20 protein-coding genes are annotated in these 26,171 nt (G+C 61.6%); 5 read left to right on the forward strand and 15 right to left on the reverse strand.

Annotated features, from left to right (window positions below):
• Positions 1-254: 254 nt before the first annotated feature.
• The 9 genes from FB597_RS04930 to FB597_RS04965 all read right to left on the reverse strand — a co-directional run bounded on the left by FB597_RS04930 (position 255) and on the right by FB597_RS04965 (position 6,460).
• A complete protein-coding gene (locus tag FB597_RS04930; RefSeq protein WP_144768301.1) occupies positions 255-1,544 on the reverse strand; it encodes a type II secretion system protein GspD in 1,290 nt (429 codons plus the stop codon).
• Positions 1,541-2,614 carry a zonular occludens toxin family protein gene (locus FB597_RS04935; RefSeq protein WP_144768303.1) on the reverse strand — a complete coding sequence of 358 codons (1,074 nt, stop codon included), beginning with the start codon at positions 2,612-2,614 and terminating at the stop codon, positions 1,541-1,543. The genes FB597_RS04930 and FB597_RS04935 overlap by 4 nt, the downstream gene beginning before the upstream one ends.
• A 1-nt stretch (position 2,615) precedes the next feature.
• Positions 2,616-2,903 (reverse strand): DUF2523 family protein, encoded by a 288-nt coding sequence (locus FB597_RS04940; protein ID WP_144768305.1) that lies wholly within the window; start codon positions 2,901-2,903, stop codon positions 2,616-2,618.
• A 13-nt stretch (positions 2,904-2,916) separates the two neighbouring features.
• A complete protein-coding gene (locus tag FB597_RS04945; protein ID WP_144768307.1) occupies positions 2,917-4,245 on the reverse strand; it encodes a hypothetical protein in 1,329 nt (442 codons plus the stop codon).
• Between the two features lie 174 nt (positions 4,246-4,419).
• The gene (locus FB597_RS04950) at positions 4,420-4,659 is read right to left on the reverse strand and encodes a major capsid protein (RefSeq protein WP_144768309.1); all 240 of its coding nucleotides are present in this window, start codon (positions 4,657-4,659) and stop codon (positions 4,420-4,422) included.
• A gap of 160 nt (positions 4,660-4,819) precedes the next feature.
• Positions 4,820-5,059: a hypothetical protein gene (locus FB597_RS04955; protein WP_144768311.1), complete on the reverse strand. Its 240-nt coding sequence runs from the start codon at positions 5,057-5,059 to the stop codon at positions 4,820-4,822.
• Positions 5,052-5,222 (reverse strand): hypothetical protein, encoded by a 171-nt coding sequence (locus FB597_RS20180; protein ID WP_186442732.1) that lies wholly within the window; start codon positions 5,220-5,222, stop codon positions 5,052-5,054. Before FB597_RS20180 ends, FB597_RS04955 begins: the two co-directional genes overlap by 8 nt.
• Positions 5,223-5,224: 2 nt before the next feature.
• Complete coding sequence (locus tag FB597_RS04960) at positions 5,225-5,527, reverse strand: hypothetical protein (RefSeq protein WP_144768313.1); 303 nt, start codon at positions 5,525-5,527, stop codon at positions 5,225-5,227.
• An 18-nt stretch (positions 5,528-5,545) separates the two neighbouring features.
• Positions 5,546-6,460, reverse strand: coding sequence for a replication initiation factor domain-containing protein (locus tag FB597_RS04965; RefSeq protein WP_186442733.1), 915 nt, complete (start codon positions 6,458-6,460; stop codon positions 5,546-5,548).
• Positions 6,461-6,769: 309 nt separating this feature from the next.
• Between FB597_RS04965 and FB597_RS04970 the strand changes: the two genes are divergently transcribed.
• Positions 6,770-7,144 carry a Cro/Cl family transcriptional regulator gene (locus tag FB597_RS04970; protein WP_144768317.1) on the forward strand — a complete coding sequence of 125 codons (375 nt, stop codon included), beginning with the start codon at positions 6,770-6,772 and terminating at the stop codon, positions 7,142-7,144.
• A gap of 536 nt (positions 7,145-7,680) precedes the next feature.
• On the opposite strand, the gene FB597_RS04980 is transcribed toward FB597_RS04970, so the two are convergent.
• From FB597_RS04980 to FB597_RS05000, 5 genes are all read right to left on the reverse strand, one after another.
• Positions 7,681-8,496 carry a hypothetical protein gene (locus tag FB597_RS04980; protein WP_144768320.1) on the reverse strand — a complete coding sequence of 272 codons (816 nt, stop codon included), beginning with the start codon at positions 8,494-8,496 and terminating at the stop codon, positions 7,681-7,683.
• Between the two features lie 401 nt (positions 8,497-8,897).
• Positions 8,898-9,584: a YfbU family protein gene (locus FB597_RS04985; RefSeq protein ID WP_144768322.1), complete on the reverse strand. Its 687-nt coding sequence runs from the start codon at positions 9,582-9,584 to the stop codon at positions 8,898-8,900.
• A gap of 133 nt (positions 9,585-9,717) precedes the next feature.
• Entirely contained in the window at positions 9,718-10,026 is a 309-nt protein-coding gene (locus tag FB597_RS04990) for a hypothetical protein (protein WP_144768324.1), read from the reverse strand.
• Between the two features lie 38 nt (positions 10,027-10,064).
• On the reverse strand, positions 10,065-10,373 hold the full coding sequence (locus FB597_RS04995; protein WP_144768326.1) for a hypothetical protein: 309 nt from the start codon (positions 10,371-10,373) through the stop codon (positions 10,065-10,067).
• A gap of 375 nt (positions 10,374-10,748) precedes the next feature.
• A complete protein-coding gene (locus FB597_RS05000) occupies positions 10,749-12,398 on the reverse strand; it encodes a cyclic peptide export ABC transporter (protein WP_144768328.1) in 1,650 nt (549 codons plus the stop codon).
• 336 nt (positions 12,399-12,734) lie between these two features.
• On the opposite strand from FB597_RS05000, the gene FB597_RS05005 reads away from it, so the two are divergent.
• The 4 genes from FB597_RS05005 (at position 12,735) to FB597_RS05020 (ending at position 18,713) form a co-directional block, all read left to right on the forward strand.
• A complete protein-coding gene (locus tag FB597_RS05005; protein WP_144768330.1) occupies positions 12,735-13,802 on the forward strand; it encodes a GNAT family N-acetyltransferase in 1,068 nt (355 codons plus the stop codon).
• Positions 13,803-13,815: 13 nt separating this feature from the next.
• The gene (locus FB597_RS05010; RefSeq protein WP_144768332.1) at positions 13,816-15,135 is read left to right on the forward strand and encodes a lysine N(6)-hydroxylase/L-ornithine N(5)-oxygenase family protein; all 1,320 of its coding nucleotides are present in this window, start codon (positions 13,816-13,818) and stop codon (positions 15,133-15,135) included.
• Positions 15,136-15,228: 93 nt separating this feature from the next.
• On the forward strand, positions 15,229-17,448 hold the full coding sequence (locus tag FB597_RS05015) for a TonB-dependent siderophore receptor (protein WP_144768334.1): 2,220 nt from the start codon (positions 15,229-15,231) through the stop codon (positions 17,446-17,448).
• Positions 17,442-18,713, forward strand: coding sequence for a PepSY domain-containing protein (locus tag FB597_RS05020; RefSeq protein WP_144768336.1), 1,272 nt, complete (start codon positions 17,442-17,444; stop codon positions 18,711-18,713). The genes FB597_RS05015 and FB597_RS05020 overlap by 7 nt, the downstream gene beginning before the upstream one ends.
• A 91-nt stretch (positions 18,714-18,804) precedes the next feature.
• On the opposite strand, the gene FB597_RS05025 is transcribed toward FB597_RS05020, so the two are convergent.
• Positions 18,805-26,163, reverse strand: a complete 7,359-nt coding sequence (locus FB597_RS05025; protein WP_255517082.1) for a non-ribosomal peptide synthetase — start codon at positions 26,161-26,163, stop codon at positions 18,805-18,807.
• Positions 26,164-26,171: the final 8 nt, after the last annotated feature.

A 26,171-nucleotide genomic window follows, 5' to 3' on the forward strand; every position in this document is an offset into this window, starting at 1 on the left:
ATTGTTCTTGCCTGGTGGGAATATTAAAACGTAGAGTGGCGAAGGCATGTCTCAACAATCCTCAAGATCGCGAACTTGAGGCATGACCGCAGCCACGTCGCCACATGCTTGATTGCCGGCTACGCGGTGCGCTTTGCGCAGGTCTACCGACCCGGCCGCTACGGCAATCATCGGGCTACGCCCGAGCGCTACATGCGGCGTCAGAATTGTTCCAGATGCACGACCGTCCCAGGTTTGGCAGTAACCAAGGCCCGTCACAGCCGCGTCACCTGCAGGACAAGCAGGATCTCGCTTTTGCTGGTCTGGCCGGTGTCCGAGCGCATCCAGTCAGGCAGGAACGAGAAGCCAACGCGGCCCGAGCTTTCACGGTTTTCGGCCAAGCCGCCGATGATGACGATATCGCCGTCAGCGACCGATAGCGACGTACGCACCTCGCGCTTAGTGAGCGTGGGCGAATTGTTGACGCCGGTTTGCGTCGTGACGAAATTCGACAGCTGCTGGCCTACGGTCAGATCAACCACCGAATCGCGGACGACTGGCGCCAGGTCAAAGATCACACCAGAGCTGCGATACTCGACCGATTGAACCGGCGCATTTCCGTTACCTGGATAACTGACCGCACCCAGAACCGGAACATCCTGGCCAACTGAGAAGCGACCGGATGCACCTGACCGGACACGCAGAGACGGCGCGGATATCGTCTTAAAACGGCTGTCACTCGATAGCGCCGAAAACACCGCATCGATGGAGGCGTTCTTGATCCGCACGAAGCCGTCCAGGGTTGACGGCGTCGATAGACCAGCTGTCACCGTGCCACCCAGCAGACTCAAGGCCAGCGAAAATGCCGAGCCTTCCGCGCCGTTGGACGCCACCTCAAACACCTGGCCGCGCACCATCACCTCACCTAGCCGTGTATCCAGCTGTGCCAACAGGCCGGACAACTTTTTGATATCAGCCGCGGTGCCGTTGAACACCAGGGCATCCGTCACGGTATCGACCAGCGATGCCGCAGAGCCAGAGGGCGCAGGCGCTTTAGCCTGGCCTCCAGGAGCGTCCCCGGAGACAGCTTGCGGTGCGCCATGAATGGTGCGTGTGGAAGTGAACTCCCCTTTGGGGAAAAGAGCGCGCAGCAGTTCGACCAGGTAAGTCACATCGCGGAATTTTGGCCGGTAGACAAACGCCTCTTTATCGGGTTCCGGCTCCTTGGCGGTGCTGACCAGGTCAACGCCATTCACCGAGCGGACGGCCAGGCCGAGCAGCGACATAAAGCGCGATACCTCTGATCGCGGCGATGCTCCTGTAGCGAACCGGAACGACACCAGGCGTTCATCGGCCACAACGTCCGGCTGGATCAGGTACGGCGTTTTCAGCACCTGGGTGTACATCACCTCGACCGCATCAGCGATCCGTACCCGCGACAGTTCGAATGCGCTATCTGGAATACCAGGTACACCAGGAGGTAACGATAAAGGCAGCGGCAGGAGCGGCGCGGCGTTACTGACCGAGGTAACGACTACCAGGAGCAATGTGATTAGGCGTTTCATTTCTTCCCCTCTACATGTCCGGCCTGGACGACAGCGCCCGAGTACCGAGTGACCTTGGCACCGTCGATATCGCCAATGGTCTGCGGCCCCATCTGGACGAACATCGAGGGCGATTCGTAACGCAAACGACCGTTCTGGTCAGCGATCACGATATAGCTGGCATTCCCTATCTTGGCTGTTCCAGCGATACGCCAGGTGTCTGAAAACCCAGGCTTGGGCGAGGGCGCGGCACCCTTCCCGTTCGCACCAGGAGAAACCGCCCCACCCTGCTTGGCATCCTGTGCCACGGGCTCAATTTGCTTAGGCGTGAAGAAGCGCTTAATGCTGTATCCGCCGATGGCCAGCGCCACCAGCATCACCGCAGCCATCACCCATACCTTGCGACGGGCCAGCATGTTTTGCCGCTTGTCGACGTTGACAATCTTCCCTGCGGCACCGCCCTTGAACGACGAATACAGCGGGAAAATTTCCTTGCGATACTTGCGCAACGTGACGCTGATCCGCACCGCCTTGGTTTGCTTGTTCCCCTCGAACAGCGACACGCTGTACCGGTTCGGCATGCCCAGGGAAATTTTCTTGTGCGTGCGAATGTGGAAGGCCACCACGTTTTTGACGAAGCGGTGCAGTGTCGACATGTCCTGAATCATCAGCACCAGGTCACACGCAATACCGGTATCGGCATGGGTGAAGTGGCGGTGTTCCAGGAAGAAGCTTTTATGTTCCTCCAGGAGCGTGGCCCCGGTCGCCGGCCAGAAGCGCCAGGCCTCATCGATACACACCAGGTCACCCGGTTGCACGGTCGTATCGGTGTGAGCGCCCTTTTGCGCGTCGTAATACGGGAAGAACTTGGGCCGCGCTACATCGCCATTGCTGACATGGACGACCTCGCCCAACGTACCAGGAACGACCTTGTAGGTTTTCTCGATGTATTCGCGGATTTTCTGACCATCGATCCCATCGACGTTCGTTACCACCCGCCGACCTTGCGCGATCGCCGGCACAATGACTTCCGACACGACCTCATAACTTTTACCGGAACCCATCAGGCCGGTATAGACGTTGATCCCCATGTCAGCCGATCACCGGCAGCCGCCGAATGGTGAAGCGCGTCACATAGGCCGATAGCAGCAGCGGCACACCTGCTTTGATGTTGAACAGGTTCAGGAGATACCAAACACCAGCTGGCAATCCACCGAAGGCAGCGCCCAGCTGATCCGCGTTTGGCAGCATGGACGTAATCACGGCCATGAATTCAGTGGTAACGAAAAAGAGTCCGAAGAAGACAACAAACTTCACGATGATGGAACGCACCACGAATGCCAGGACGACATTCAGGGCCGATAAGACGATTCCGAACATGTGCTAGCCCCTCCTATGCCCGAAGCACAATAAACAGCGCCATGAGCGCGTAGACCACCGCCATGACCGCAAACAAAGTCGGCCTTGCTTGCTCCAGGAGCGCGCAGTGATTCGTAAAGTCGATGTCCTTGCCAAAGACCGGAACTTGCCAGGTCGGGCATTGCGCATCGATATTGGGAACGACAAACGACTTCACCGAGGGAAAGGCATTGGTCAGCGGCGCAATGATTTGCTGCGCAGTCGGAATCGGCTCCAGGCCAGGCGCACCGATACCAGGATCAGGGCCAAGATTTGAGAGCGGTTCGGTCGAGGGATTGGTGCCAGTGCTGGGCTGCGTGGTGGGATCAGCCGACGATACAGGAGCGGTTACGGTCGGCATGGTGAATGGCGACGATGCGGTACCGCCAGATGGCGCAGCTTGTGGCGCGACAAAATCCCCTACAGACGGCCAATAATCTGTATGCGCCTGTTGCCACGCTTGCGCCTGCGTAGCGGTAATCGGCTGAGTCGCATCGTATGGCAGTCCATCGTAGCCCGGTGCCGCAGCAGCTTCACGCCAAAAATCATTAGCGAGATCCGCGACGATTTGCGGATTGAGTGCAGCAGCTTTTTGCGCGTCAGTAAGACCATTAGCGGCATCCGAAAGCGTCTTCACAGGCGCTGCGGCCGGTTCAGGGAAGTTTGATGCCGGGCATATGCCATTAGTACCCGACAAGCTTATACCTGGACAAGCTGTTCTGTTACTCGTGTACTGGATGATCGCGCCTGCTACTCCAACATCATACACCTGGCCAGTGTCGGAAAACGTCCAAAATGAATGGCATTCGTCGCCAACCATATTGTATGCGCGCTGAAACGTCCGGCCTTGAGATTCGCCGGTGCTACCCGGTATACCTGTACACGCCCCAGCTTTTGTCCCCGAACAAACAGAGCTTTGCCAGCACCAGATTACCGTTGGAATCGGCATCCCGGCAGGTGTATTCACCGATTGAGGATTGTCGCCAACCTGCACGCTATTCCGGTCTTTGAACAGCCATTTAACGCCGGCGTCGAGAGCAAGTATCCCAGCATAGCCAGCCAACGCAATGGCGGCGATACTCACCCATGCAGGCGCGGTGATGCCCAACGAAGTAACGGCAACAGCCTCTGCTGTATAACCAATAGCAGCCCCACCGATAGCTCTAATCGTAGCGTTATAACGTGGGTCAGCTGCCAAAAATCCATTACTCAACATTTTGCTCTGCGCAACGCCGGAGATTGCGTTTTGCATCTTCGACACCGGCAAATCAGCGCTGTATGCATTGATGGTCAACACCAGGAGACAAAGCAATGTGAGGATCATTCGCCGCATCATGCGCCCTCCAGGCCGGCCACAGTAGCCCAGGCACACACGATGCCCCAGGCAAAGACAAACAAGTACCAAAGGTTCGAATAGACCATCGCACATCCCCTATGCGCAGACGAAAAAAAAAGGACGATGCAGCGCTACATCGTCCCTACCAGCGACTGGCGATGCTTATGCCGACTTGAGGAACGACATCACCATTTTCGCGGCCTTGACCGTCACATAGACGACCGCCATCACGGCACCGATGGCCAGCACGCCGGTAACGATATCCGCCGAACTGATTGCGCCTGTGATGGCGGTCAGATCGACAGTGGTTGCGGCTTTTGCGGCCGGTGCTGCACCGATAGCCAATGCAACGCCAGTTGCGCCAGCGCCGACCACTTTCTTTGCCTTGTTCCAGACTTGCATGGTTTTACCCCTTTTAAACGCCGGAAATCGTCCGGCAACGTTTGCCCGATATGAGCAATTCTTTTCAGGCGATGGCGTGATACAGCATCGCGAACGCCATGACCCACAACGCGGCCACACCAGCAGCCAGTAATCTGGTCAAACGATCCAATCCCATCTCTCATCCCTCCCTGATCATGTCGAGCAAGGCACCAACACCTTTGCCGACGAAATAACACACCAACACCAGTGAAAAGCCTGCCGTCCACACCGTCGCCACGCTCGATGCCTCAGGCGCGTCCAATGTCGTTTCGAGCAACCCGACTTGCAAGGCTGCCGTACCACCGTCGCATGTCAGCTTGCCGTCCACGGACACGGTGGGCGCAGCCTCTTGCGAGCAGTAAAGAACGTACTTAGGCATCGGATTTTTCGTTACGCGTAACGGAGGTCAGGAAATTGAACTTGCGGCGCTGACGAAACTCACGCTGCCGCTGCGCATTGGTTTTTGGAGCCAGTTTCGGCGGACGACCACGGCGCTGGGCTCCGAACATGTCCAGCGTGAACTTGTCCGCCGATTGCTTCATGATCAAGCCGCCTTAGGTTCTTTCACAGCCTGCAAGGGCTTGATGGCGATGACCTTCTTGGTCGAAGTCTTACCGTTGCTTTCCTCGATCATGGTCAGTTCCGCGATGAATGGAAACGTGTTGTGCTTAATGCTTTCGATCAGCTGAGAGCCTTCGCACTTCAACTCTTGCGTGCAAATCCCGAACGATGTCTCACCTTTCAGCTCAACGTCAACGAAGATCTTGCCGCTGTCGAGATCCTTGCCATCGATGTTCCCCCGGAAAAACTTAGCGCCACGGATGGTAGAACGAGCGATCATTTCCATTTGATTTACTCCCAAAAATCAGGCTGGATCGTGTGCCTGTTTCACGCCACCGGCCAAAGTGGATTTTTCTAACCGACGCGGTACGCCTTCGACGCACAGCAGTTCGGCCAGAGCCTGATAGTCGTATTTCAATTCTTTAGCGAGCTGGAAAATTGTCTTGCCGTATGCGGCGACAAGGAAATGCGTAAGGCGCTTGAGAACGATTGAACGTTCTTCCTCAACCGGGTCGCGTTGATCGGTTTTAATACGCTGAGCGATGCTGTTTACAAGGTGCTCCAGGGCGACAAAGCCCCCGGCAAAATACTTAGTCGGATCAAGCACGATGTCATGCGGTATCACGCGATCACGATTACCGAATCGAATCTCGACACGCAACCACTCGCTTTCAGTGTTACCAAGCTGCTTGCCTTTTTCATAGATGCACAGCTCTTTACCGTTGGCCTTTTTTCCGAGATAGAGCGTTCGGCCATTAGCCCCGGCGTCATGGCTGTTTCCGCCCTCGACGTACCGGCGCGTTGGGATACGACCGCCGCAATTGAATTCGCCCGCAAAATACAGATCGTCGAATTGCTCCAGGGTGAAACCTTCCATAAGATCCAGCGCCGTATCGGCTCGCGTGATTCGCGCATCGAGATCCTGCAGCGTGGCGTACACCGCCTGCCAATCCGAGACGATTGAGCAACCCTGCCCTGTCATATCGACCATGAGGGTATTACCCGTCCTGCTTCCGCCTGCAGCGATCACAGCAATTCGGGCCATCTGCCCGTCGATCCAGACCATCACGTCGTGGCTGGACTCATAACCAAACATGCCCTTATCTGACGGGACAAAGTTCACCGGGAGGGAGAACCACAACGCCATGTAGCGGTGCAGTTGCAGAATGGCGTCGGAAATCGAGCTTGAAGGTAAAAACGTGAACCGCAGGTAGTCCACGATTGCCCGCGCTCCGTTGGAACCACTTTCCCCCCGTATTACAGTACGGGGGGAGCCGCCTGCGGCGGCCCTGCGGCCCGCCCTCCTCGCTTCGCTGCGGGGGGCGGATCCGTTAGCCGCCGCGCCCCCGCTTGTACCGTTCTGTACTCCAGTGGTCATGCGTTCCCCGTAGTTGCTTCTTGTCAAAAAGGAAACAGCAGCTTTGACAAGCGGGATGTTTACCCCTACGATCCATCTTGTCGAATACAGCTGTATTTGAATACAGCCGTATTCTTGAATACAGATGTATTCAAAGTCAAGGAGAAACACATGCAAAGCGTTAAATATCTGGAACAACTCCGCGCGAAATTGCCGAAGCAGACCGACCAGGAGCTGGCATCGCTGCTGAAGGTAAGCAAAGGGGCGATCAGTCACTACTCGACTGGCCGCCGGGTAATGGACGAAGAAACCTGTTTGCGCGTAGCGATGGAGCTGGATATTGACCCGCTGCGAGTGATTGCAGCTGCTGGATTGGACCGAGCCGAAAAGACCGGCCAGAAATCTATGTGGGAAGTTTTTTTGAAGAGGACGGCAGCTACTAGCGCTGCTGCCGTTTTGGTGAGTGTCGGATTATTTTCGACAAGTGGTGACGCTCAGGCCGCCCCACTCCGCCAGGCAGCGAACCACCAGATTTGTATTATGTAAAATATGTGATCCTACTCAAAACCAAGAAAGCCGCCCGCGTCCGTTCGGCGAAGTATTTGTGCCCCCCCCGGTCGTTTAGCGAAGTAAATCTGTATCCCCTGGCTGGAATCGGAAGTAAATGTGGGAATTGACGCTAGGCTGTGATTCAACCTGACTGCGCCTGGCCAGTAGGTACTCGCCGATCTGTACCCAGGTCGGGATCGGAAGTAAATGAGGGGCGGCCGGGATTCGTGAAATTTTGGCAGAAATCATGTTAAGTCGATGATTTCATGGGGGGATTTTAGGTTTCCAATGCCCTCTTTAGGATTCCTCAGCAGCCGGATATTCCGGAGATCTCCTTCAGATTCAAAATAGAATCATGCCCTACCAGCCGTGTGGTGCCGTCTGCTCGTTCAATTCGATATGACTTCGGTGTCTTCTTGATGCACTTCACACTGTTTTCATACTCGATCTCATAGAGGCCGGTTGAGAAAGCAACGTTATATATCTTCCCTATTTCCATTGAATTCTCCTTGCTCTGCAACCCGAATCGCAATTTACGCGCGGACCTTAAATTCTTCGATTCTTTGATTTAATTGGATGGCCATGTTTTTCAACTGGCTCAAGTCTTCCGCAAGGAGTTTGCTTATGTGGGATATACCGGCCTGGTCCTTGCCATCAAAGTGAGCAAGAAAAAAATCCGCTGCATCCAACGTTTCTTGCAGGCGCCGTCCTAATATCGGCTCATGGTGTGCTGCTCTGTTGCGACTTTGATAAAGAAATTCTAGCTGCGTCGCGATTATGGGGCGTTTGAGTTCTCGGGCTGGAAATAATGTTTTAAGCGGTTGCCAAAAAATATTTTGGTACTCTTTTGAATACATCCGTTTCCAAAAGAAAAACGTCAGTTGGGCCACGATCTGGCCCATCGTGACGTCGATTTGCTTATGTCGCTCGGCGACGAGCCTCAAGTGAGACCGATGTCCTCCCGTTCGGTACTCCTCCGGTACGGGGCCAGCAAATGCGGCCAGATCCAGCGCACGTTTGTCGGCTTGATTCATCTTGGCGTAAATTGCTCGGCGCGCATTTTTGTGCGCATCTCTAATCTTTGATAATTCTGGACTTGCCCATGGAATAATATTTGGGGCTCTTAGCCAATCTGGGCGGCCGTAATACTGTTCAAGCCGCGCATACACGGCATTCCGAAGAGCGACTTCAATGACCGCAGTTACTGCCATCACTTGTGCTCCAATTCGCATCGTTTGTTGATGTAAGGAAACAGCCTCTGATAATGATCCAGTGATTACCTGGAATGTGGCTAGTCGATCAACAGACAAAAAGCGTACTAGCGCAACTGCATCGTCATCACTGGACATCGTTGGTATCTGCCTTTATACTTGTAAGTGAAAAGCCGTGTTGGTTGGCAGCCTAAGGACTTTGTGCCCGTAAAGCGGACCCCCGGCTTCCTATGCAGTGTGAAAGCGCCCCTTGTGGGCGCTTTTTCTTTGCGGGTCTGGCTCGCGCCGCTCCTCATGCACCGGAGCAGTGTAATTTGAAGTTGCTGCAATTGCATTGTTAATTTCTGGCGAAAATTAACAATGTCCCTGCAGCGCGGTTCCGTCGGAAACGTCGTTCGGCGAAGTAAATCTGTGTCCCCTGGCTGGAATCCAACCTGACTGCGCCTGGCCAGTAGGTACTCGCCGGTTAGCCAGAACAGCTTATAAGCCATCCCGGTCGACTCGACGACACCGACCTTCACGGTTCCGCTGCTAATAAATCAGCGCTCTACTGCCAGGATCGCGATAATTTGCTCGACGCTAAGGTCACGACCAAAGCCGAGTGTTTGGCGGATCGGCTCAAAAGCGTTGACCATGCGCCGATAGCGTCCGGCCACAGGCATGTGCGAGTTGAAGTCATGCTTCATAAACCGCGAGAACCGTTCCATCTTCTTTACTAGGAAGTGAGCGATGGAGATCAGCTCCGCCTCGTTATTGCCGTCAAATCCAATGAACTTAGGCAGGTATCCATGGTTCGCGGCTTTGAGTTTTTCTGACTCTTCCGGCGTTAGTTTCTCAACCCGAGCTTCGATGAGGTCCCACATATCCAACACGTCCACCACAAATCTCACATCGGCAGGTCTGTCAGCGTGATTATGAAACAGTCCTTGCATCTCCCAAGTTGGTGCCCAGTAATGTCCGCCAAAAATTGTTTCTGCCACGAAATCCGCATTTGTTTCGCCCTTAATTTTTAAATGCTTGACGATATCTCGCAGCATCATAAAGTTAAGTTTGTCTCCATCACTCAGATGAATAGCTTTGCCGCTCGCTGCAGCGAGTCCAATGTCCACCAATTGCCGGACCGCCTCTGAGCGAGAACTTGCTCGACCACTTTGTTCCATCCATTCATCGATGCGTGTGAGGAAGTCTTCATCAAGACGCAGTTCTAATCGCTCAGCTCGTGCCATGTACATATCTCCGGTTATACGGAAAATTACCGTTTGCACGTACAAATGTACGAAGGAAAAATAAGGTTGTCAAGGTAGGATCCAAGTTGCTGCCTCATACATGTGACAGTCCGATAAATTTCGCATGCGAAATTTATTGGCTACCTAGTTTGTTGCTGCCCTTTTTCTCTTTGCGCTGCGTCAAGATCTTGTCGATCCAAGCCGCCTTTTCCTGCTCTACCTGGTTGACTTTCCTTTCTGCTGCGACCAACTGGCTGGCTAGCATCTCTACCTGCTTCACGGTCGACGCCGCGCTGGCTTGGGCTTCCAATAGCGCCTGCTGCGCCGCATCGAGGCGGCATTCGGCCTCGGTGCGCACCACCACCATTTCCTTCGGGAACTGCGCGGCCTGTTGATCGCGCTCCGAACGAACCTGAGCGAGATCACCTTGGGCGATCGCCAAGGCTTGTTGTAGTCTCTCCTGTTCCGACGCCTGGTGCGTCAGGGTCGCCTCCTGTTGCGCGAGCAGGGCTTGTTGCGCTTCTTGGCGCGCAGCCCAGTGGTCAGTTCGTTCTCCAGACGCGCAATACGCTGCTCAAAGACTTGCTGTTCTTCGCTACGCTGGTGCGCGATCGCGTCCTGGAAATGCTCGAACTGCACGCGGGCCTGAGTCAATTGCTGGTTCAAGGCGTGCGCCTCGGCGACGCGATCGGCCAACCGTTGCTGGAGACCAGCATTTTCAGTCTGCGCGGCCGTCAGGGCGAGTGCCTGGGCCTGTACTGTGCCAGTGTTTGCTGGAGCTGCGTCCATTCCTGTGTCAAGGTGCCATGGGCCTGGCGTAGTTGCGCCTGTTCCGCCAGTGCTGCATCTCGTTGGCCGCGCATGGCATCCAGCGCCTTGTCATGTGCTGCCCGCGCCTCTTCCAACTGCCGGGCGACATCATCCTGGAGCCGGGTATAGAGGTTTTTGACAGCCTCCACTGTTCCACTGGTAGCCCCAGATCGGCACCGGCAACGACCTCCTGATGCTCAGCTTTCCAGCGTTTGAGCATCGGTGCAATCGTGCTTTTGTTGCCGGTGTCGTCCGTTGAAGTAAACGTCGCGCATGAAGCAAAAGTGCGGCAGTTTCACTGCGACTGCCGTTCATTGAACTAGGCAGAACTAGGCGGCCTTCCTCTCCTACTCTTCAGAGCGCAAATTCCTTCTGCTGCACTTCGGTCTCAGTTTTGAGGACTGCCGAGTTCCGGGTCAATTGACCATTCTCCAAAGACAGGAGCACATCGGCTTGGCCGAAGTAGCGGTCGTCATGCGAGATCACCAGCACGGCTTTTCCTCGCGCTTTCAGCTCCGGCAGGATTTCGCGATAAAAGACATCCTTGAACAAAGGGTCCTGATCGGCAGCCCATTCGTCGAAGACCATGAAGGGCCGGTCCTCCAATGCCGCCACTACCAGTGCCAGGCGCTTGCGCTGGCCTTGTGACAGGGCGCGCGTGGTGAATGCGCCCTCCTTCACCTGCACCACGTGCTGCAGCTGCAACCGTTCCAGCAGGCGGTTGGCCTCCGCATCCAAGCCGGGGCGGCCTCCTTCGAGCAATTGATCGAACAGGTGAAAGTCCGAGAACACCGTCGAGAACAGTTGCCGATACGCGTCGCGGTTGGCGTCGTCGACCGCGACGCCATTCCAGAGGATGGCCCCATCCTGCGGCACATACAATCCCGCCAGCAGCTTGGCTAGCGTGGTCTTGCCGCTGCCGTTGCCGCCGACCAGGAAGCACAACTCGCCCGGACGGAAGCTCAGGTCGATCGGCCCCAGCATGAACATCCCATCGCTACGCTCATGATAGTAGCGGTGGGTTACGCCACGCAGGACCAGGCTGTCCAGCTGGCTGCGCTGGCCGGCCGATGCGAGTGCCTCGCTACTGACCATTTCTTGCGTGATCAAATCGATACGGGCAGCGGCCACACGGGCCAGATTGGCGCGTGGGATGTTCATCAGCAGCACTTCCAGCGGTGTGACGATGTAGACGAACACCAGCGCGAAGCCGCTCACCACCGCGCGCTGCCCGGGGACGTCGCTGACCAGCGCGAACAGCACCACCCCGATGAAGGCAAAGATCAGGAAATTGCCCCAACCCGCAGAGGCACTAAAGGTACACATGCCACGCGTGCGAAGACGGCGCACATTCTCGATGGCGACGTGTAGCAAGTCGCGCTCGAAACGCTCGCGCTTGTCGCGATGCAGGCGCAACTCCTTGGCGCCGTGGGTCATGCCCTGGAAATGGCCGAACATCACATCTTGCTCACGGGCAGCCTGCTCCAGGTAACGGATGGCCTTCAGATGGGCCAGGTGATAGCCCACCGACCCCAGCGCCAGCACCGCCAGCGCGCCAAGGAACACCTGCCAGGACAGCAGCACCATGTAGATCAGGCAGCCGATCACCACGACCGAGTTGGTCAGGATGGCCGGCATGCCGACAAAGAATTCTGCCACCTTGGCGCTGTGCTCGGTCAGGGCCGACTGGATGCGCGGTGCGCCGATCTTTTCGATATGCCGATAATCGGCGCCGATTACGCGCGAGGAGATGTAGCGGCGCAGATCGGCCTGGGCGCGCTGGTTCAGCCGCTCGAAGGAAATGTTGGAAAGCATGTGAAACACCATCAGCAGCAGTACCGTCGCGGCGAATTGCCAGGCGGCCTGGGGACGGCTGGCTGCCTGGCCGGCGATGGCAGCATTAATCTGGACCACTGTCAGCACGCTGCAGATGCCGCGCAGGACGCTGGCAGAAGCGGCTAACAGAAGCAGTCGCCAGGATTGGCGTATCAGGAAGTTGAGCATGCGGGACGGGGTTGAGTAATCGAATGAAGGGGGAATACAAGGAAATCATGAATGAATGACTCTTACTGAACTGACGATCCAGCCACCCCGCCATTTACCCCTGCTGACCTATCGGGATACCGACCTCGAATTGCTCTGTGCCGTGCTCAAGAGGCACTCCAGCCGATTTCACGCTTTCTTATAAATAAAAATACGTCTCATTCGTCTAAATAAAGGTGAAGGATTTTTTGCGATCCCGACATGTTCGGAGTTGCTTTTAGTCATCTTTCTTGAGTATCCATCGCTGATCGCTGGCGCCTCGCCTTGCGTCCGCTTGCCTACCGGGAGCCTTTGTTTATGCCGCTGTCCCCCTCCTCCGCCGTCACGCCTGTCTGCATCAGCGGCGAGTCCCTGCTGGTGTTGCGCCAGGCGCAGCAGCTCGCCGTGACCGATCCCGATGGCCAGGTCCGGTCGCGCTGGTCCTGGCAGCGCAGTGCGAGCAGCCGGGACTGGACCATCGCCCAGGAAGGCGGCGGCGCCTCTTACACGGATCTGCTGGCCATCCTGCAGACCATCTTCCTGCATGCGCCAGAAGCCAGGTTGGTCACTGTCGAGCTGCCCCGCGAGCAGGCTGCGGCCATGTGCCGCGCCGGCCTGCTGCAGCGCCAGGGCACGCGTCATGTGGCCGCGCCCGAACTGGTCTGGCAGCACGCCGCCGGATGGCTGCCGCAGGAGCGCCCGCCCTTCCCGGTGCAGCAGGTGATGAGCGAAGGCAAGCGCCACCCGCTGCGTGCGCCCAAGCCGGAGGGCGAAGTCTATCGCCGCTACCTGCCCTGGCTGGGCCAGACCCTGTCGCTGCGCAGCCTGCGGCTGGAACAGGATCTGCCGCTGTTCAACCGCTGGATGAATGACCCGGTGGTGGTGCAGTTCTGGGATGAGGCTGGCGACCTGGCGCGCCATCGCCGCTATCTCGACACCATCGCCGCCGATCCGCACATGACCTCGCTGATCGCCAGTTTCGATGACCGGCCCTTTGCCTATTTCGAAGTCTACTGGGCCAAGGAAAACCGCATCGCGCCCTTCTACGACTGCGGCGACTTCGACCGCGGCTGGCATGTGCTGGTGGGCGAGGAAGCCTTCCGCGGCAAGCAGTTCGCGGTGGCCTGGCTGACCTCGATCTCGCATTACCTCTTCCTCGACGATTGCCGTACCCAGACCGTCGTGGGCGAGCCGCGCGCGGACCACGACAAGCAGATCCGCAATCTCGACAAGAGCGGCTACGCCAAGCTCAAGGAGTTCGACTTCCCCCACAAGCGCGCCATGTTGGTGATGCTGTCGCGCGAACGCTATTTCGGGCAGGGCCTGTGGCAACCGCAGACCACGCTGGCGCCGCTGGACCCGCCGTTTTTCCCCTGCTCCCCCTGAAAGGAGACCCGTCTTGAAGATCCATGACCTCATCGGCGTCGGCTTCGGCCCGTCCAACCTGGCGCTGGCCATTGCCCTGCAGGAAGGCCAGGCCCAGGCGGGCGCGATCGATGCCCTGTTCCTGGAAAAGCAGCCGCACTTCGCCTGGCACGGCGACATGATGCTCGATGGCACCCACATGCAGATTTCCTTCCTCAAGGATCTGGCCACGCTGCGCAATCCATCCAGCCCTTACACCTTCATCAACTACCTGCACCAGAAGCAGCGGCTGTCGGACTTCATCAATCTCAAGACCTTCTACCCCAGCCGGCTGGAGTTCAACGATTACCTGGCCTGGGCCGCGGGGCACTTCGGTCATCAATGCCGCTACGGCGAAGAAGTCATCGCCGTGCTGCCCGAGATCAGGGGCAGCGAGGTGACGCTGCTGCGGGTGATCTCGCGCGATGCCCAGCACCGCACCCAGGAGCGCCTCACGCGCAACCTGGTGATGGCCCTGGGCGGCACGCCCAATATCCCGGATTGCCTGGCGCACCTGCGCGAGGAGCCACGGGTATTCCATTCCAGCAGCTTTCGCAGCGCCTTCGACCGGCTGCAACAGCCGCGCCGCGTGGCCGTCATCGGCGCCGGCCAGAGCGCCACCGAGATCTTCCTGGAACTGCAAGGCCATCCGCACCTGTCGGTGGATCTGGTCACGCGCGCGCGCACCATCAAGCCCTCCGACGACAGTCCCTTCGTCAACGAGATCTTCAATCCCGACTACACCGATTACGTCTACAACACCCCGGCCGACAGCCGTGTGGCACTGCTGGACGAATTCATGCAAACCAATTACGCCGCGCCCGACATGGCCCTGATCGAGCGCCTCTACGACGTGCTGTACCAGCAGAAAGTACGGGGCGAACAGCGCCATCGTTTCCTGCGCCGCCACGACACCGTCGAGGCCTGGAGCGATGACGCCGGCGTGCACCTTGCCCTGAAGGACCTGGAAAGCGGCAAGGTGAATACCGAAACCTACGATGCGGTGATCCTGGGCACCGGCTACCAGCGCCAGCAGCATCACGCCCTGCTGGGCGAGCTGCAGGCCTATTTGCCGGGCATGCGCGTGGATCGCCACTATCGCCTGGACAGCACGCCCAATTTCCGTCCAGCGATCTTCCTGCAGGGCAGCTGCGAAGCCTCGCATGGCCTGTCCGACACGCTGCTGTCGATCACGCCGATCCGCACCGACGAAATACGCGTGGCCCTCACGCACACGCTGCACCAGGGCCATGCCGTACCCGCAGCACTGCAAGCATCAGGGGATGTCCAGCGCCATGGCGCCTTGCAGGCCTGACCCGGGGCACGCTAGCCGCCGCCCGCGCCGCCTCATGTTCAATTTCACGTCAATAACATCAACAACAACAGCAATCGAGGAACGCGTTTTACCATGACCACACGAAACTCCCGGAACCATCCGTCCCCGCTGCGCCAGCGCCTGCTGGTCAGCTCCCTCCAGTGCGCCCTGCTGGGCATGTCGGTCTCCGCCAATAGCATGGCCCAGACCGCCAGCACGGATGAAAAACTGCCCCAGGTCACCGTCACGGCTACGGGTGAAGAAGAGAAAGCCACCGGTCCGGTGCATGGTTTCGTGGCCAAGCGCAGCGCCACCGCCACCAAGACCGACACCCCTATCACCGAAACGCCCACGTCGATCTCGGTGGTGACGGCCGACCAGATCGCCACCCAGCAGGCCCGCACCGTCGCCGAAGCGCTCAGCTACACCAGCGGCGTGCAGGTCTCCACCGGCGCCTTCGCCATCGTCGACACCGCTTCGCTGCTGCGCGGCTTCGCCCTCAACAACGGCGGCTCCTTCTATCGCGACGGCATGCTGACCTCCTCCAACGCCAGCTACAGTCGCTATGCGCCCGAGCCCTATGGTCTGGAACGCATCGAACTGCTGCACGGCCCGGCCTCGGTACTGTTCGGCCAGAATTCCCCGGGCGGGTTGATCAACGTGGTCTCCAAGAAGCCCACCACCACGCCGCTGCACGAGCTGCAGGTGCAGGCAGGCAGCTTCGACCGCAAGCAGATCGCTGGCGACTTCGGCGGCGCCCTCGATGATGCGGGTGTCTGGTCCTATCGCGTCACCGGCCTGGCCCGCGAAGCCAAGACCCAGGTCGACAACACCGTCGACAACCGCCTGTTCCTGGCTTCGGCCATCACCTGGCGCCCCGACGACCGCACCGAATGGACCGGCCGCATCGAACTGCAACGCAGCGAAGGCCTTGCCAACAACCTGTTCCCGGCCGCCGGCACAGTCACCTACAACCCCAATGGCCGTATCCCCACCAGCACGGCGCTGGGCCGCTCGGCCGATAACAACGAGAAGTACGACAACGCGTCGATCAGCTCGCAGTTCTCGCACCGGTTCAGCGATGTCTGGAGTTTCCGCCAGAACCTGCGCTACACCAAGTACGACGGCACCCGCAACAACCTGCGTTTCGCCTCCTACTACCCGACCACCCAGTACGCCACCGCCGCGCTGCAACGCTGGCGCCTGAAGACCGATTCCGACACTCTCACGACGGATAACCAGCTGCAGGCCGACTTCAGCACCGGCATGGTCAAGCACAAGGTGCTCATGGGCGTGGACTACCATCGCACCGTTGGCACCGTGACCGGCTACCTCAGTCCCAACACGCTGGCCGGCTACGTGCTCTCCAACATCTACACCAACACCTATGCCAACCTGCCGGCGGTGGCGGACAACTACAACACCAAGACCGAAGACGAACAGGTCGGGGTGTATCTGCAGGACCAGCTCAGGATCGGCCAGCGCTGGATCGTCTCGGCCGGCATCCGGCACGACAACTCCGATCAGACCGTCAGCAACTACATCGCCAGAACCCGGACCAAGCGCAGCGACCAGGCCAATACCCGCAACCTGGGCACGGTGTATGAGCTCGATGGCGGCTGGTCTCCCTATGCCAGCTACTCGGAATCCTTCACCCCGACCACCGGCACCAGCTTCGGCGGCGCCATGCTCACACCGGAGACCGCCAAGCAATACGAAGCCGGTGTCAAGTACGCACCGGTCAACACGAATGCATTGTTCACGTTGGCCGTGTTCGACCTGCGCCGCCAGAACGTCTCCACCGCCGACCTGGCCCACGCCGGTTACTTCCTGCAAACCGGCGAAGCCCGTTCGCGAGGCGTCGAACTGGAAGGCAAGATGTCGCTGGCCGATGGCCTGAACCTGACCTCCAGCTACAGCTATACCAACACCAAGGTCACCAGCAATACCTCCGGCAGTTCCAGTACCAGCACGCTGGGCAAAGCCTTGCCGGGCGCCTCCAAGCACAATGCCGGCGTGCTGCTGGACTACGGCTTCCAGCGCGGCGCACTGGCTGGCGCGCACGTCTCGGCGGGGGTACGCTACATCGGCCGCGCCTATGGCAATGCGCTCAACACCTTCGAGACACCCTCGGTCACGCTGCTGGACTTCGGCGCGCGCTTCGACCTGGGCCGCATTTCCAGCGACTGGCGCAACTTCGAGCTGGCCCTCAAGCTCAACAACGTCACCGACCGCGTCTATGCCTTCTGCTCGGAACTGTGTGAATACGGCGCTCGCCGCACCGGCCTGGTACAGGTGACCACACGATGGTAAAAACCGCTCCGGCGTCCTCCGGGCGCGCCTGGAGGCCGTGGGCGCCGACTCGCCAGACCTTCGTCCTGCTGCATCGCTGGACCGGTCTGGCGATCGCGTTTTTCCTGGTGGTGGCCAGCCTGACCGGCATCCTGCTCGCCTTCGAGGATGAGCTGGAGGTCTGGCTCGCGCCTGAGCTGCAACTGGCCCAGCCGGCACCGGGCCAGGCAGCCGCTGCCATGCTGGACCCGTACACCCTGCGTGAACGGGTCCAGCAGCAGCTGGGCGAGAAGCTCCACATCAACCAGCTGATGCTGCATCCGCAGCCCGGCCGCACGGTCTCCTTCATGGCCGACCCCGCCACCGATCCGGCTACCGGCCGGCCCTACCGGCTGGGCTACAACGAAATCCTGGTCAATCCGTACACCGGCAAGGTGCAGGGTGTGCGCGACCGCGACAAAATCAGCCTTCGTCCGCAGAACCTGATGCCGCTGGTCTTCAACATCCACCACTCCATGGCCCTGCCGCGCGTGCCGGGCGCCTTGCTGATGGGATTGGTCTCGACCTTCTGGACTATCGACTGCTTTGTCGGCGTCTATCTCACCTGGCCGCGCGGACGTCCGTTCTGGTCCAAGTGGAAACCGGCATGGATGGTCAAGTGGCAGGCCGGCGTCTATCGCGTCAACCTCGACCTGCATCGGGCCTTCGGCCTGTGGTGCTGGCTGATGCTGCTGCTGTTCGCCTGGTCCAGCGTGATGTTCAACCTGCGTGACCAGATCTACATGCCGGTGATGTCGCGTATCCTGCCTTTCGACAACAGCTGGCGCGCCCAACCGCCGCTGCGCGAACCGCTGGCCGCGCCGCCGATGAGCTGGCCGCAGGCGCACACGATGGCCCGCGAGGCGATGCAGCGCTTTGCCGCCGAACGGGGCATCAGCACCGATTTCGAGGAAAGACTCAGCTTCGATCGCCGCCGCGGCCTGTATGCCTACATGGTGCACAGCACCGCCGACCTGCGCAGCAACGTCGGCAACACCGGCATCCTGATCGATGCCCGCACCGGGCAGTTGCGCGGCCACTGGCTGCCCAAGGGCGATCGCAGCGGCAATACCTTCAGCAACTGGATAGGCGCGCTGCATATGGGGCATGTGTTCGGGCTGCCATGGCGCATCTTCATTTCCTTCATGGGACTGGTCATCACCCTGCTGTCGGTGACCGGCATCGTGGTGTGGTGGAAAAAGCGCAAGGGCCGCAAACTCAGCAAGGATAAGCTGCGCCAGGCCTGAAACCCACACTGCCACTGCCTTGCTTCGACCTCTGGCACGGCCTCCCGGATGATTCCGGGAGGCCGTTTTTTTTACGTCCGCCCTGCCCGCTTCAGACCAGCAATGCACGCACGCTGGCGTGCCAGTGGCCATCGGTGAGCAGGGACAGGTGATCGGCCTGCGGTACCGTGTTCACCGAGATCAGCGTGGCGCCATGCTGCGCCCAGTCGGTCGGCGCCTGCCCGGCATCGCGCCGACCGGCCTGCCAGACATGCAGCGGCGCCGACACCTGTACCTGTGCCTGCAGGCCAAGCCGCAGGCAACGGATGCGCTCCCACAGCGCCGCTTCCGCCCCGACTGTGCCCGGAGCATCCAGCGGCAGGCGCTCACCCAGCCGCCCCACGATCTCCATGAGGAAATACGCCCGCTGTGCCGCGCTCATCTGTCCCAGCACCGCATACCAGCGTGCGCGCCGCTGCGAACCCGCCAGCCAGCGCTCCAGCGTGGCCTCATGGGCCAGCAGCACAGCCGCTGGCGGCATGGGCATCTGCGCGAGTTGCTGGCGCAGCCCGGCAAAGTCGGCACTGTCGGCCAGGCCGATCCACTCTACCTGTACCGCTCCATCGCTGCGCGCCTGCAGCTGCCGCGCCGTCTCCAGCGCCAGCAGGCCGCCCACTGACCAGCCCAGCAGGCGCAGGCGGCGGCCCGGCAGGGCTGCGCACAGCGCACTGGCATACTGCGCCGCCAGCGCAGCGGCATCCATGCTGCTCCAGCGCCACTGCTCATGCGGCGGACACAGCAGCTGGTACACCGCATGCTCGCTGCCGATGGCTGCGGCCAGCGCATCGTACTCATGGGCATTGCCCATGTGCGCCGGGAAGCACACCAGCACCGCATCCTCCGGTCGCTCCTCCTGACCATCGCCACGCGTGCGGCTGGATGGATGGCGGTGCAGTACCGATGCAGTACGGGTACGGTCGGCCAGGCGTCCACGTGTGGACAGCGGGTCCCCCTGGCGCAGCAGACCGGACAGCTTGTCCTGTCCGGGCAGCGCCAGCAGCAGCTCGATCAGCCGGCGTGCCAGCTGCGCCGCCTGCGCCTGCTCCATCCGTGCGCCGTCGTACTCGAACTGGAAGCGCAGCGCCGCGCCCGGCAACGCCACCACCGTCAGCGGGAATTCGGTGGCGCCGCGGCTGCGGATGGCGTCGAAGGCCAGCGAGCGGCCCACGCCCTTCTTCAGCGATTCATCCACCGGGAAGTTCTCGAAGATCAGCAGGCTGTCAAACCAGTCGCCCTCATCGCGTGCCGCCCATTGAGAAATCGCCGCCAGATCCACATGCTCGCGCTGGCGCAGCGCCAGGTTGTGCGATTGCAGCCCGGCCAACCACTGCGGCACCCCCATCGCGCCGTCCAGATGCTGGATCAGCGGCAAGGTATTGATGCACATGCCCATGACCCGCTCGATGCCCGGGAAATCGGTGCTGCGCCCCGAGGCCGTGACGCCGAAGACCACATCATCGGATCCGGTGGCCTCCTGCAGCACCAGACTCCAGGCGGCCTGCACCAGGGTATTGAAGGTGACCTTGCTGCTGGCCGCAAAGGCTTGCAGCACCTGGGTCTGCGCCGTGGTGAGCTGCTCGCGCACGGTGCCATAGGCCGATGGCGCGCCACTGGCCTGGCCTTGCGGCAGGCCAGTGGCGGCGCCGCACAGCAGCCCGGCCGGGAACTGCGGGCAGCGTGCGAACTGGGCGCGCCAGAACGACTCATCCTGCGGCCCGGCCTGCTGTTGCAGCCAGGCGATGTAATGGCTGAAGTCCAGCGCCTGATGCTGCAGCGGCTGTTCTTCCATCAGCGAGAACACCTCACCCAGCAGCTGCGACATGCTCCAGCCATCCAGCAGCACATGGTGCCAGGTCCAGAGCAGCCGATAAGCGCCATCCTCCTGGGCGATCACAAAACGCATCAACGGCGCCCGCTGCGGCGCGAAGCCGCGCTGATGCTCGTGCTGACACAGCGCTTCCCATTGCTGCTGCACATTGCCCGCCGATTGGCCGCGCCAGTCCAGCACGGTCAGCGGCAGCTCGGCCTGGCGCAACACCACCTGCACCGGCTGCGCCTGCCCACCCCAGGCGAAGCCGGTGCGCAGGATGGGATGACGCTGCAGCACGGTGCGCCAGGCCTGGGCGAAGCGCGCCAGATCGATGTGGGCGCTGCTGGCGTCGAGCTGCACGACGTTGGCCACCGAATAGGGCGAGTCCCGCAGATGGCGCAGCATATTGCGTTGCCAGGGGGTGGCCGGATAGATGTCCTCGATCAGGGCAGGCGGGCAGGCCATTTCGGCCACGATGGCGTCCAGCTGCGTCTGGTCGCGCTGCAGCAGCGGGAAGTCCGATGGCGTCACCCCGCCCGCGCTGCTGGCGCAATGGGCGATCAGTTCGTGCAAGGCGGTTTCCAGCGTGCTGGCCAGCCGCTGCACGGTGGCGGCCTCATAGCGTTGCCGGCTGTAGCTGATCTCCAGCCGCAGCTCGCCCCCGACCACCTGGCCATTGATGGACAGCTCGCAGCCCAGCGGCGCGCCCGGATCGCGCGAGGCGCCGGGCGATTCCGGCGCCGGCTGCCAGCCGCCCTCCTCGCGGAAATTGCCGTCGAACTGGCCCAGATAGTTGAAGGCCAGCGCCGGCTTGGGCATGCGCCGCAAGGCTTCGCGTTGGGCATCCTCGCCCCACTGGCGCAGCAGGCCGTAGCCGATGCCGTTGTCCGGCAGGCTGCGCAGCAGGCTCTTGACGGCGCGGATCAGGGTGGGCCACTCGCCCGCCGTGGGCAAGGCCACCGGCATGACGCTGGTGAACCAGCCTATGGTGCGTGAGACGTCCGGCGCCTCGCTGCCGTTCTCAAGCTGCTCGCGGCCATGCCCTTCCAGCGTGATCAGCAACTGCGCCATGCCACCCCACTGGCCCAGCGCGCGCCCCAATGCCGCCAGCAGCAGATCGTTGATGCGGGTGCGATAGGCTGCCGGCGCCTGCTTGAGCAGCGCCTGCGTCTGCGCCGCATCCAGGCGGCACGCCACGCGGGCCTGATCGGCGGCCAGCAACGGCGCGTCGGGATGATCGCACGGCAGGCTGGCAGGCACCTCCATGAGCGCTTGCCAGTAGCCGAACTCCTTGCCGCGCGTGGCCGCCTGGGCCTGCAGCCAGCGGCCCCACTGGCGATAGGACGCGGTGCGCGGCGGCAAGACCGGCTCGGCATGGGCCAGCCGCTGGCGGTAGGCCAGCCCCAGGTCTTCCAGCAGGATGCGCCAGGACACTCCATCGACCACCAGATGGTGCACCACCAGCAGCAAGCGCCAGCTGCCGTCGTTGAGCGCCATGCTGCCGGCGCGCAGCAAGGGGCCGCGTTCCAGCTGCAGGCTGCGCTGCACGCGCGCGCAGAAGGCCTCCAGCTCGGCCGGCGCATGCACCTGTGCCTGCCACAGCAACGACTCATCGGCATCGCGTTCGCGGCGCGGGCCATAGGCCTGCTGCCACAGCCCTTGCGCATCCTGGCGGAACACCATGCGCAATGCATCGTGATGGTTGACCACATCGTCCAGGGCCTGCTGCATCGCGCTGAAATCGATGGGCTGGCGGCTGTGCAGCAGGATGGCCTGATTCCAGTGATGACGCTGCGGAATGGCGCTGGCCAGGAAGTCGGCCTGGATCGGCAGCAGCGGCACCGGGCCATCGCTGGTTTCATCCACCTCGGCACCTGCCTGCGCCCGCTGCGCCACCGGCTCGGCCGGGGTGGCCGCCTGGGCCAGCGCCGCTACGGTCTGCTGTTCGAATATCTGGCGCGGCGTCAGCTTCCAGCCCTGCTGGCGCAGGCGCGCAATGATCTGCAGGCTGAGGATGGAATCGCCGCCCAGTTCGAAAAAGTTGTCATGCCGGCCGACCCGCTGCACGCCCAGCACTTCGGCCCAGCTGGCCGCGATCAGGTTTTCCAGCGCGCCCTCGGGCGCATCGCCCAGTGCGCTTTCCGGCATCGCCGGCAGCTCCTGCGGCAGCGCCTTGCGGTCGATCTTGCCATTGGCATTGAGCGGCAGCGCCGGCAGCACGATGATGCGGCTGGGCAGCATGTAGGGCGGCAGACTGTCGGCCAACGCCTGCTGGATCGCGACCAGATCAGGCGCGTGCTCGGGATGCGCGCTGACATACGCCAGCAAGCGATCGATGCCGCCCATGGTACGGACCACCACCACCGCCTGCCGCAAGGCAGGTTGGGCCAGCAGCGCCGCCTCGACCTCGCCCAGTTCGATGCGGAAACCCTTGATCTTGACCTGATGGTCGATGCGTCCCAGATAGGCGATCTGCCCGTCCTCGCGCCAGCGCGCCAGGTCGCCGGTGCGATACATGCGCTGCCCCGGCGCGCCGAAGGGATCGGCCAGGAAGGAGGCCGCCGTCAGGCCGGGACGATCCAGATAGCCGCGCGCCAGTCCGGCGCCGCCGATGTAGAGTTCGCCGGCCACGCCGCGCGGCAGCAATTGCAGGCGGTCATCCAGGATCATCGCGGTACGCTGCCCGACCGGGCGGCCGATGGGCGCATACGGCACATCGCAGGGCTGGGTCGCTCCGGCTTTCCAGACCAGCGGCGTGACCACCGTTTCGGTCGGCCCATAGCCGTTGATCAGACGCTGCGGACGTAACACGCGCTGCACCTGTTCGAAGGTCTCGCGCGGCATGGCTTCGCCGCCGAAGGAGTACAGGAAGACCGGCGGCGCATTACCGGTGCGCTCGACCCAGTCGGCCAACTGCTTGAGATAGACCGGTGGGAAGCCGGCGTGGGTGATGCGATGCCGGTGCAGCGCTGCGGCCGTCTGCTCCGGCGTCCACAGTTCGGGATCGCGCAGCACCAGCACACCGCCCACGCTCAGCACCGTCATCCAGCGCTCGTGCGCGCCATCGAAGCTGAAGGAGAGGAAATGCAGTTCGCGCGACTGCGGCCCCATCTCGTAGAGCGCGGCGGTGGCCTGGATGTGCATGGACAGCGGCCCATGCGCCACTTCCACCCCCTTGGCGCGGCCCGTGGAGCCGGAGGTGTAGATGGCATAGGCCAGGCTCTCCGGGCTGGTCTCGATCGCGGGCAGCGCGGCATGGCCATTGTCCAGATCCAGGCTGTCGATATCCAGCCAGTCGGGACCATCCTGCGCCGCCAGCGCGGGCCAGGGCTGCCCCTGCGCAACGACGAGGCCGACCCGGGCATCGCGCAGCATGTAGGCCACGCGCTCCTGCGGCGCTTCCAGATCGAACATCACATAGGCCGCGCCGGCCTTGAGGATGCCTAGCAGGGCCACGATCATCTGCGGCGAACGCGGCAGCGCCACGGCGATGCGCTGCTCGCCTGCACTGGCGGGCAGGCCGCGCGCCAGCAACTGCCGGGCGAAGCGATTGGAGCGCTGTTCGATCTCGCCATAGCTGAGGCTGAGTTCGCCCATCACCACCGCCTCGGCCTGCGGCTGGCGCTGCGCGATCTGCGAGAACAGCAGGTGCACCGGTACGCGCTCCATTTCGCCGGGCGCGGCCCGGCCCAACTGCAGCAGCGCCTGCTGCTCATCCTGCGCCAGCAGCGCCACCTCGCCCACGGCGCGCGCCGCCGATTGCGTCAGCGCCTGCAGGCCATGCAGCAGATGACGGGCGATCTGCTGCACGGTCGCGTCATCGAAGTGCTGGCACTGATAGCGCAAACCGATCTGCAAGCCGCTCTGCCTTCCATCCCCCGGCGCCACGCCCACCGTCATCGGATAGTTGGTCTGCTCGCGGGTATGGGTGCGGCGGAAACTCGGCCCTTGCGCCTGGCCGCTGCGCAGCACGCTGTCGATGGGATAGTTCTCGAACACCAGGATGCTGTCGAACAGGCTCTGGCCCAGGTGGCTGTGCCAGCGCTGGATCTCGTAGAGCGGCGTGTGCTGGAAGGCGCGCGCGCCCAGGTTCTGATCCTGCAGCTGTTGCAGCCACTGGCCGACGGGCTGGGCGTGCGCCGCCGGCACCAGCACCGGCAAGGTATTGATGAACAGGCCCAGCCATTGCTGCACGCCCTCCAGTTCCTCGGGACGCCCGGCCACGGTCGCGCCGAAGCAGACCGCCGCCTGTCCGGTATAACGTTGCAGCAGCAGCCCCCAGGCGGCCTGCAACAGGGTGTTGAGGGTGACCCGCTGCTCGCGCGCGAAGCCTTGCAATTGCTCGGTCTGCCGCACCGACAGGAAGACCTTGTATTCGCCATAGCCGGCCCCAGGCCCGGCCGCCGGGGCCTGTTGCGCAGGGGCGCAGGCCTGGTGCAGATAGGTCGGCGCCGCCAGCGCGGCCAGGCTGTCCTGCCAGTGGCGGCGCGCGGCCTCTGCATCCTGTTGCTGCAGCCAGCCGATGTAGTGGCGATAGGCGCCCTGCACCGGCTCGCTGGCGGCTTGCCCGTGATAATGGCGCACAACCTCCCCCAGCAACTGCGAGGTGCTCCAGCCATCCAGCAGCAGGTGGTGAACAGTCCAGATGAAGTGATGGCGCGTCGCGCTGGTGCGGACCAGCATCAGGCGCTGCAGCGGCGGACGCGCCAGGTCGAAACCGCGCCCCAGCTGCTCGGCGGCGATCGCTTCCAGCGCCGTGCCGGGGTCGCTGGCGGCGCGCACATCGGCTTGCTCGATGGGCAGCGCCAGCGCGCGCGCCACCCATTGCAGCGGCGGCGCATGCTCGGCCAGGAAACCGGTACGCAAGACGTCGTGCCGGTCCTGCACCGCTTGCCAGGCATTGCGCAGGCGCGCCACGTCCAGCTCGCCATCGATATCGATGCGCAACTGGTTGAGATAGGCGGCGCTGCCGCTGTCATAGACGCTGTGGAACAGCATTCCGGTCTGCATCGGCGAGAGCGGATAGACGGCGGCCACCTCTTCAGGCGGCGCCGGCAGGAGCGGCAGGTCGGCCGACGCCAGCAGGCTGATATCGGGACCGCTGACGGCGACCGGCGCGGCGCCGGGAGACACCGCCTGATCGATGGCTTGCGCCACCTCGGCCAGTTGGGCGATGGTCTGGCGATCGAACATCTGGCGCGGCGTCAGCTTCCAGCCGCTCTTGCGCAGGCGCGCGATGATCTGCAGGCTGAGAATGGAATCGCCACCGAGGGCAAAGAAATTGTCCTGACGTCCCACTTGGGGCAGGCCCAGCACTTCCTGCCAGATTGCCGCCAGCGCCAGTTCGATCTCGCCTTGCGGAGCGCTGTAGTCGTTGTCCTGGCTGATCTGCACCGCCGGCAAGGCCTTGCGGTCGATCTTGCCATTGGTGCTCAGCGGCAACGCCGCCAGCACCATGATGAGGGCCGGCACCATGTACTCGGGCAGATGCTCGGCCAGCGCGGTTTTCAGCGTTGCCTCGTCATGCCTCTGGCCCTGATGCAGCGACACATACGCCGCCAGTCGCTGGCCATCCACGGCCACCACCACCGCCTCGCGAATCGAGGGCT

The sequence above is a fragment of the Herbaspirillum sp. SJZ099 genome (genome assembly GCF_007828355.1).
Classification (GTDB): domain Bacteria; phylum Pseudomonadota; class Gammaproteobacteria; order Burkholderiales; family Burkholderiaceae_D; genus Herbaspirillum.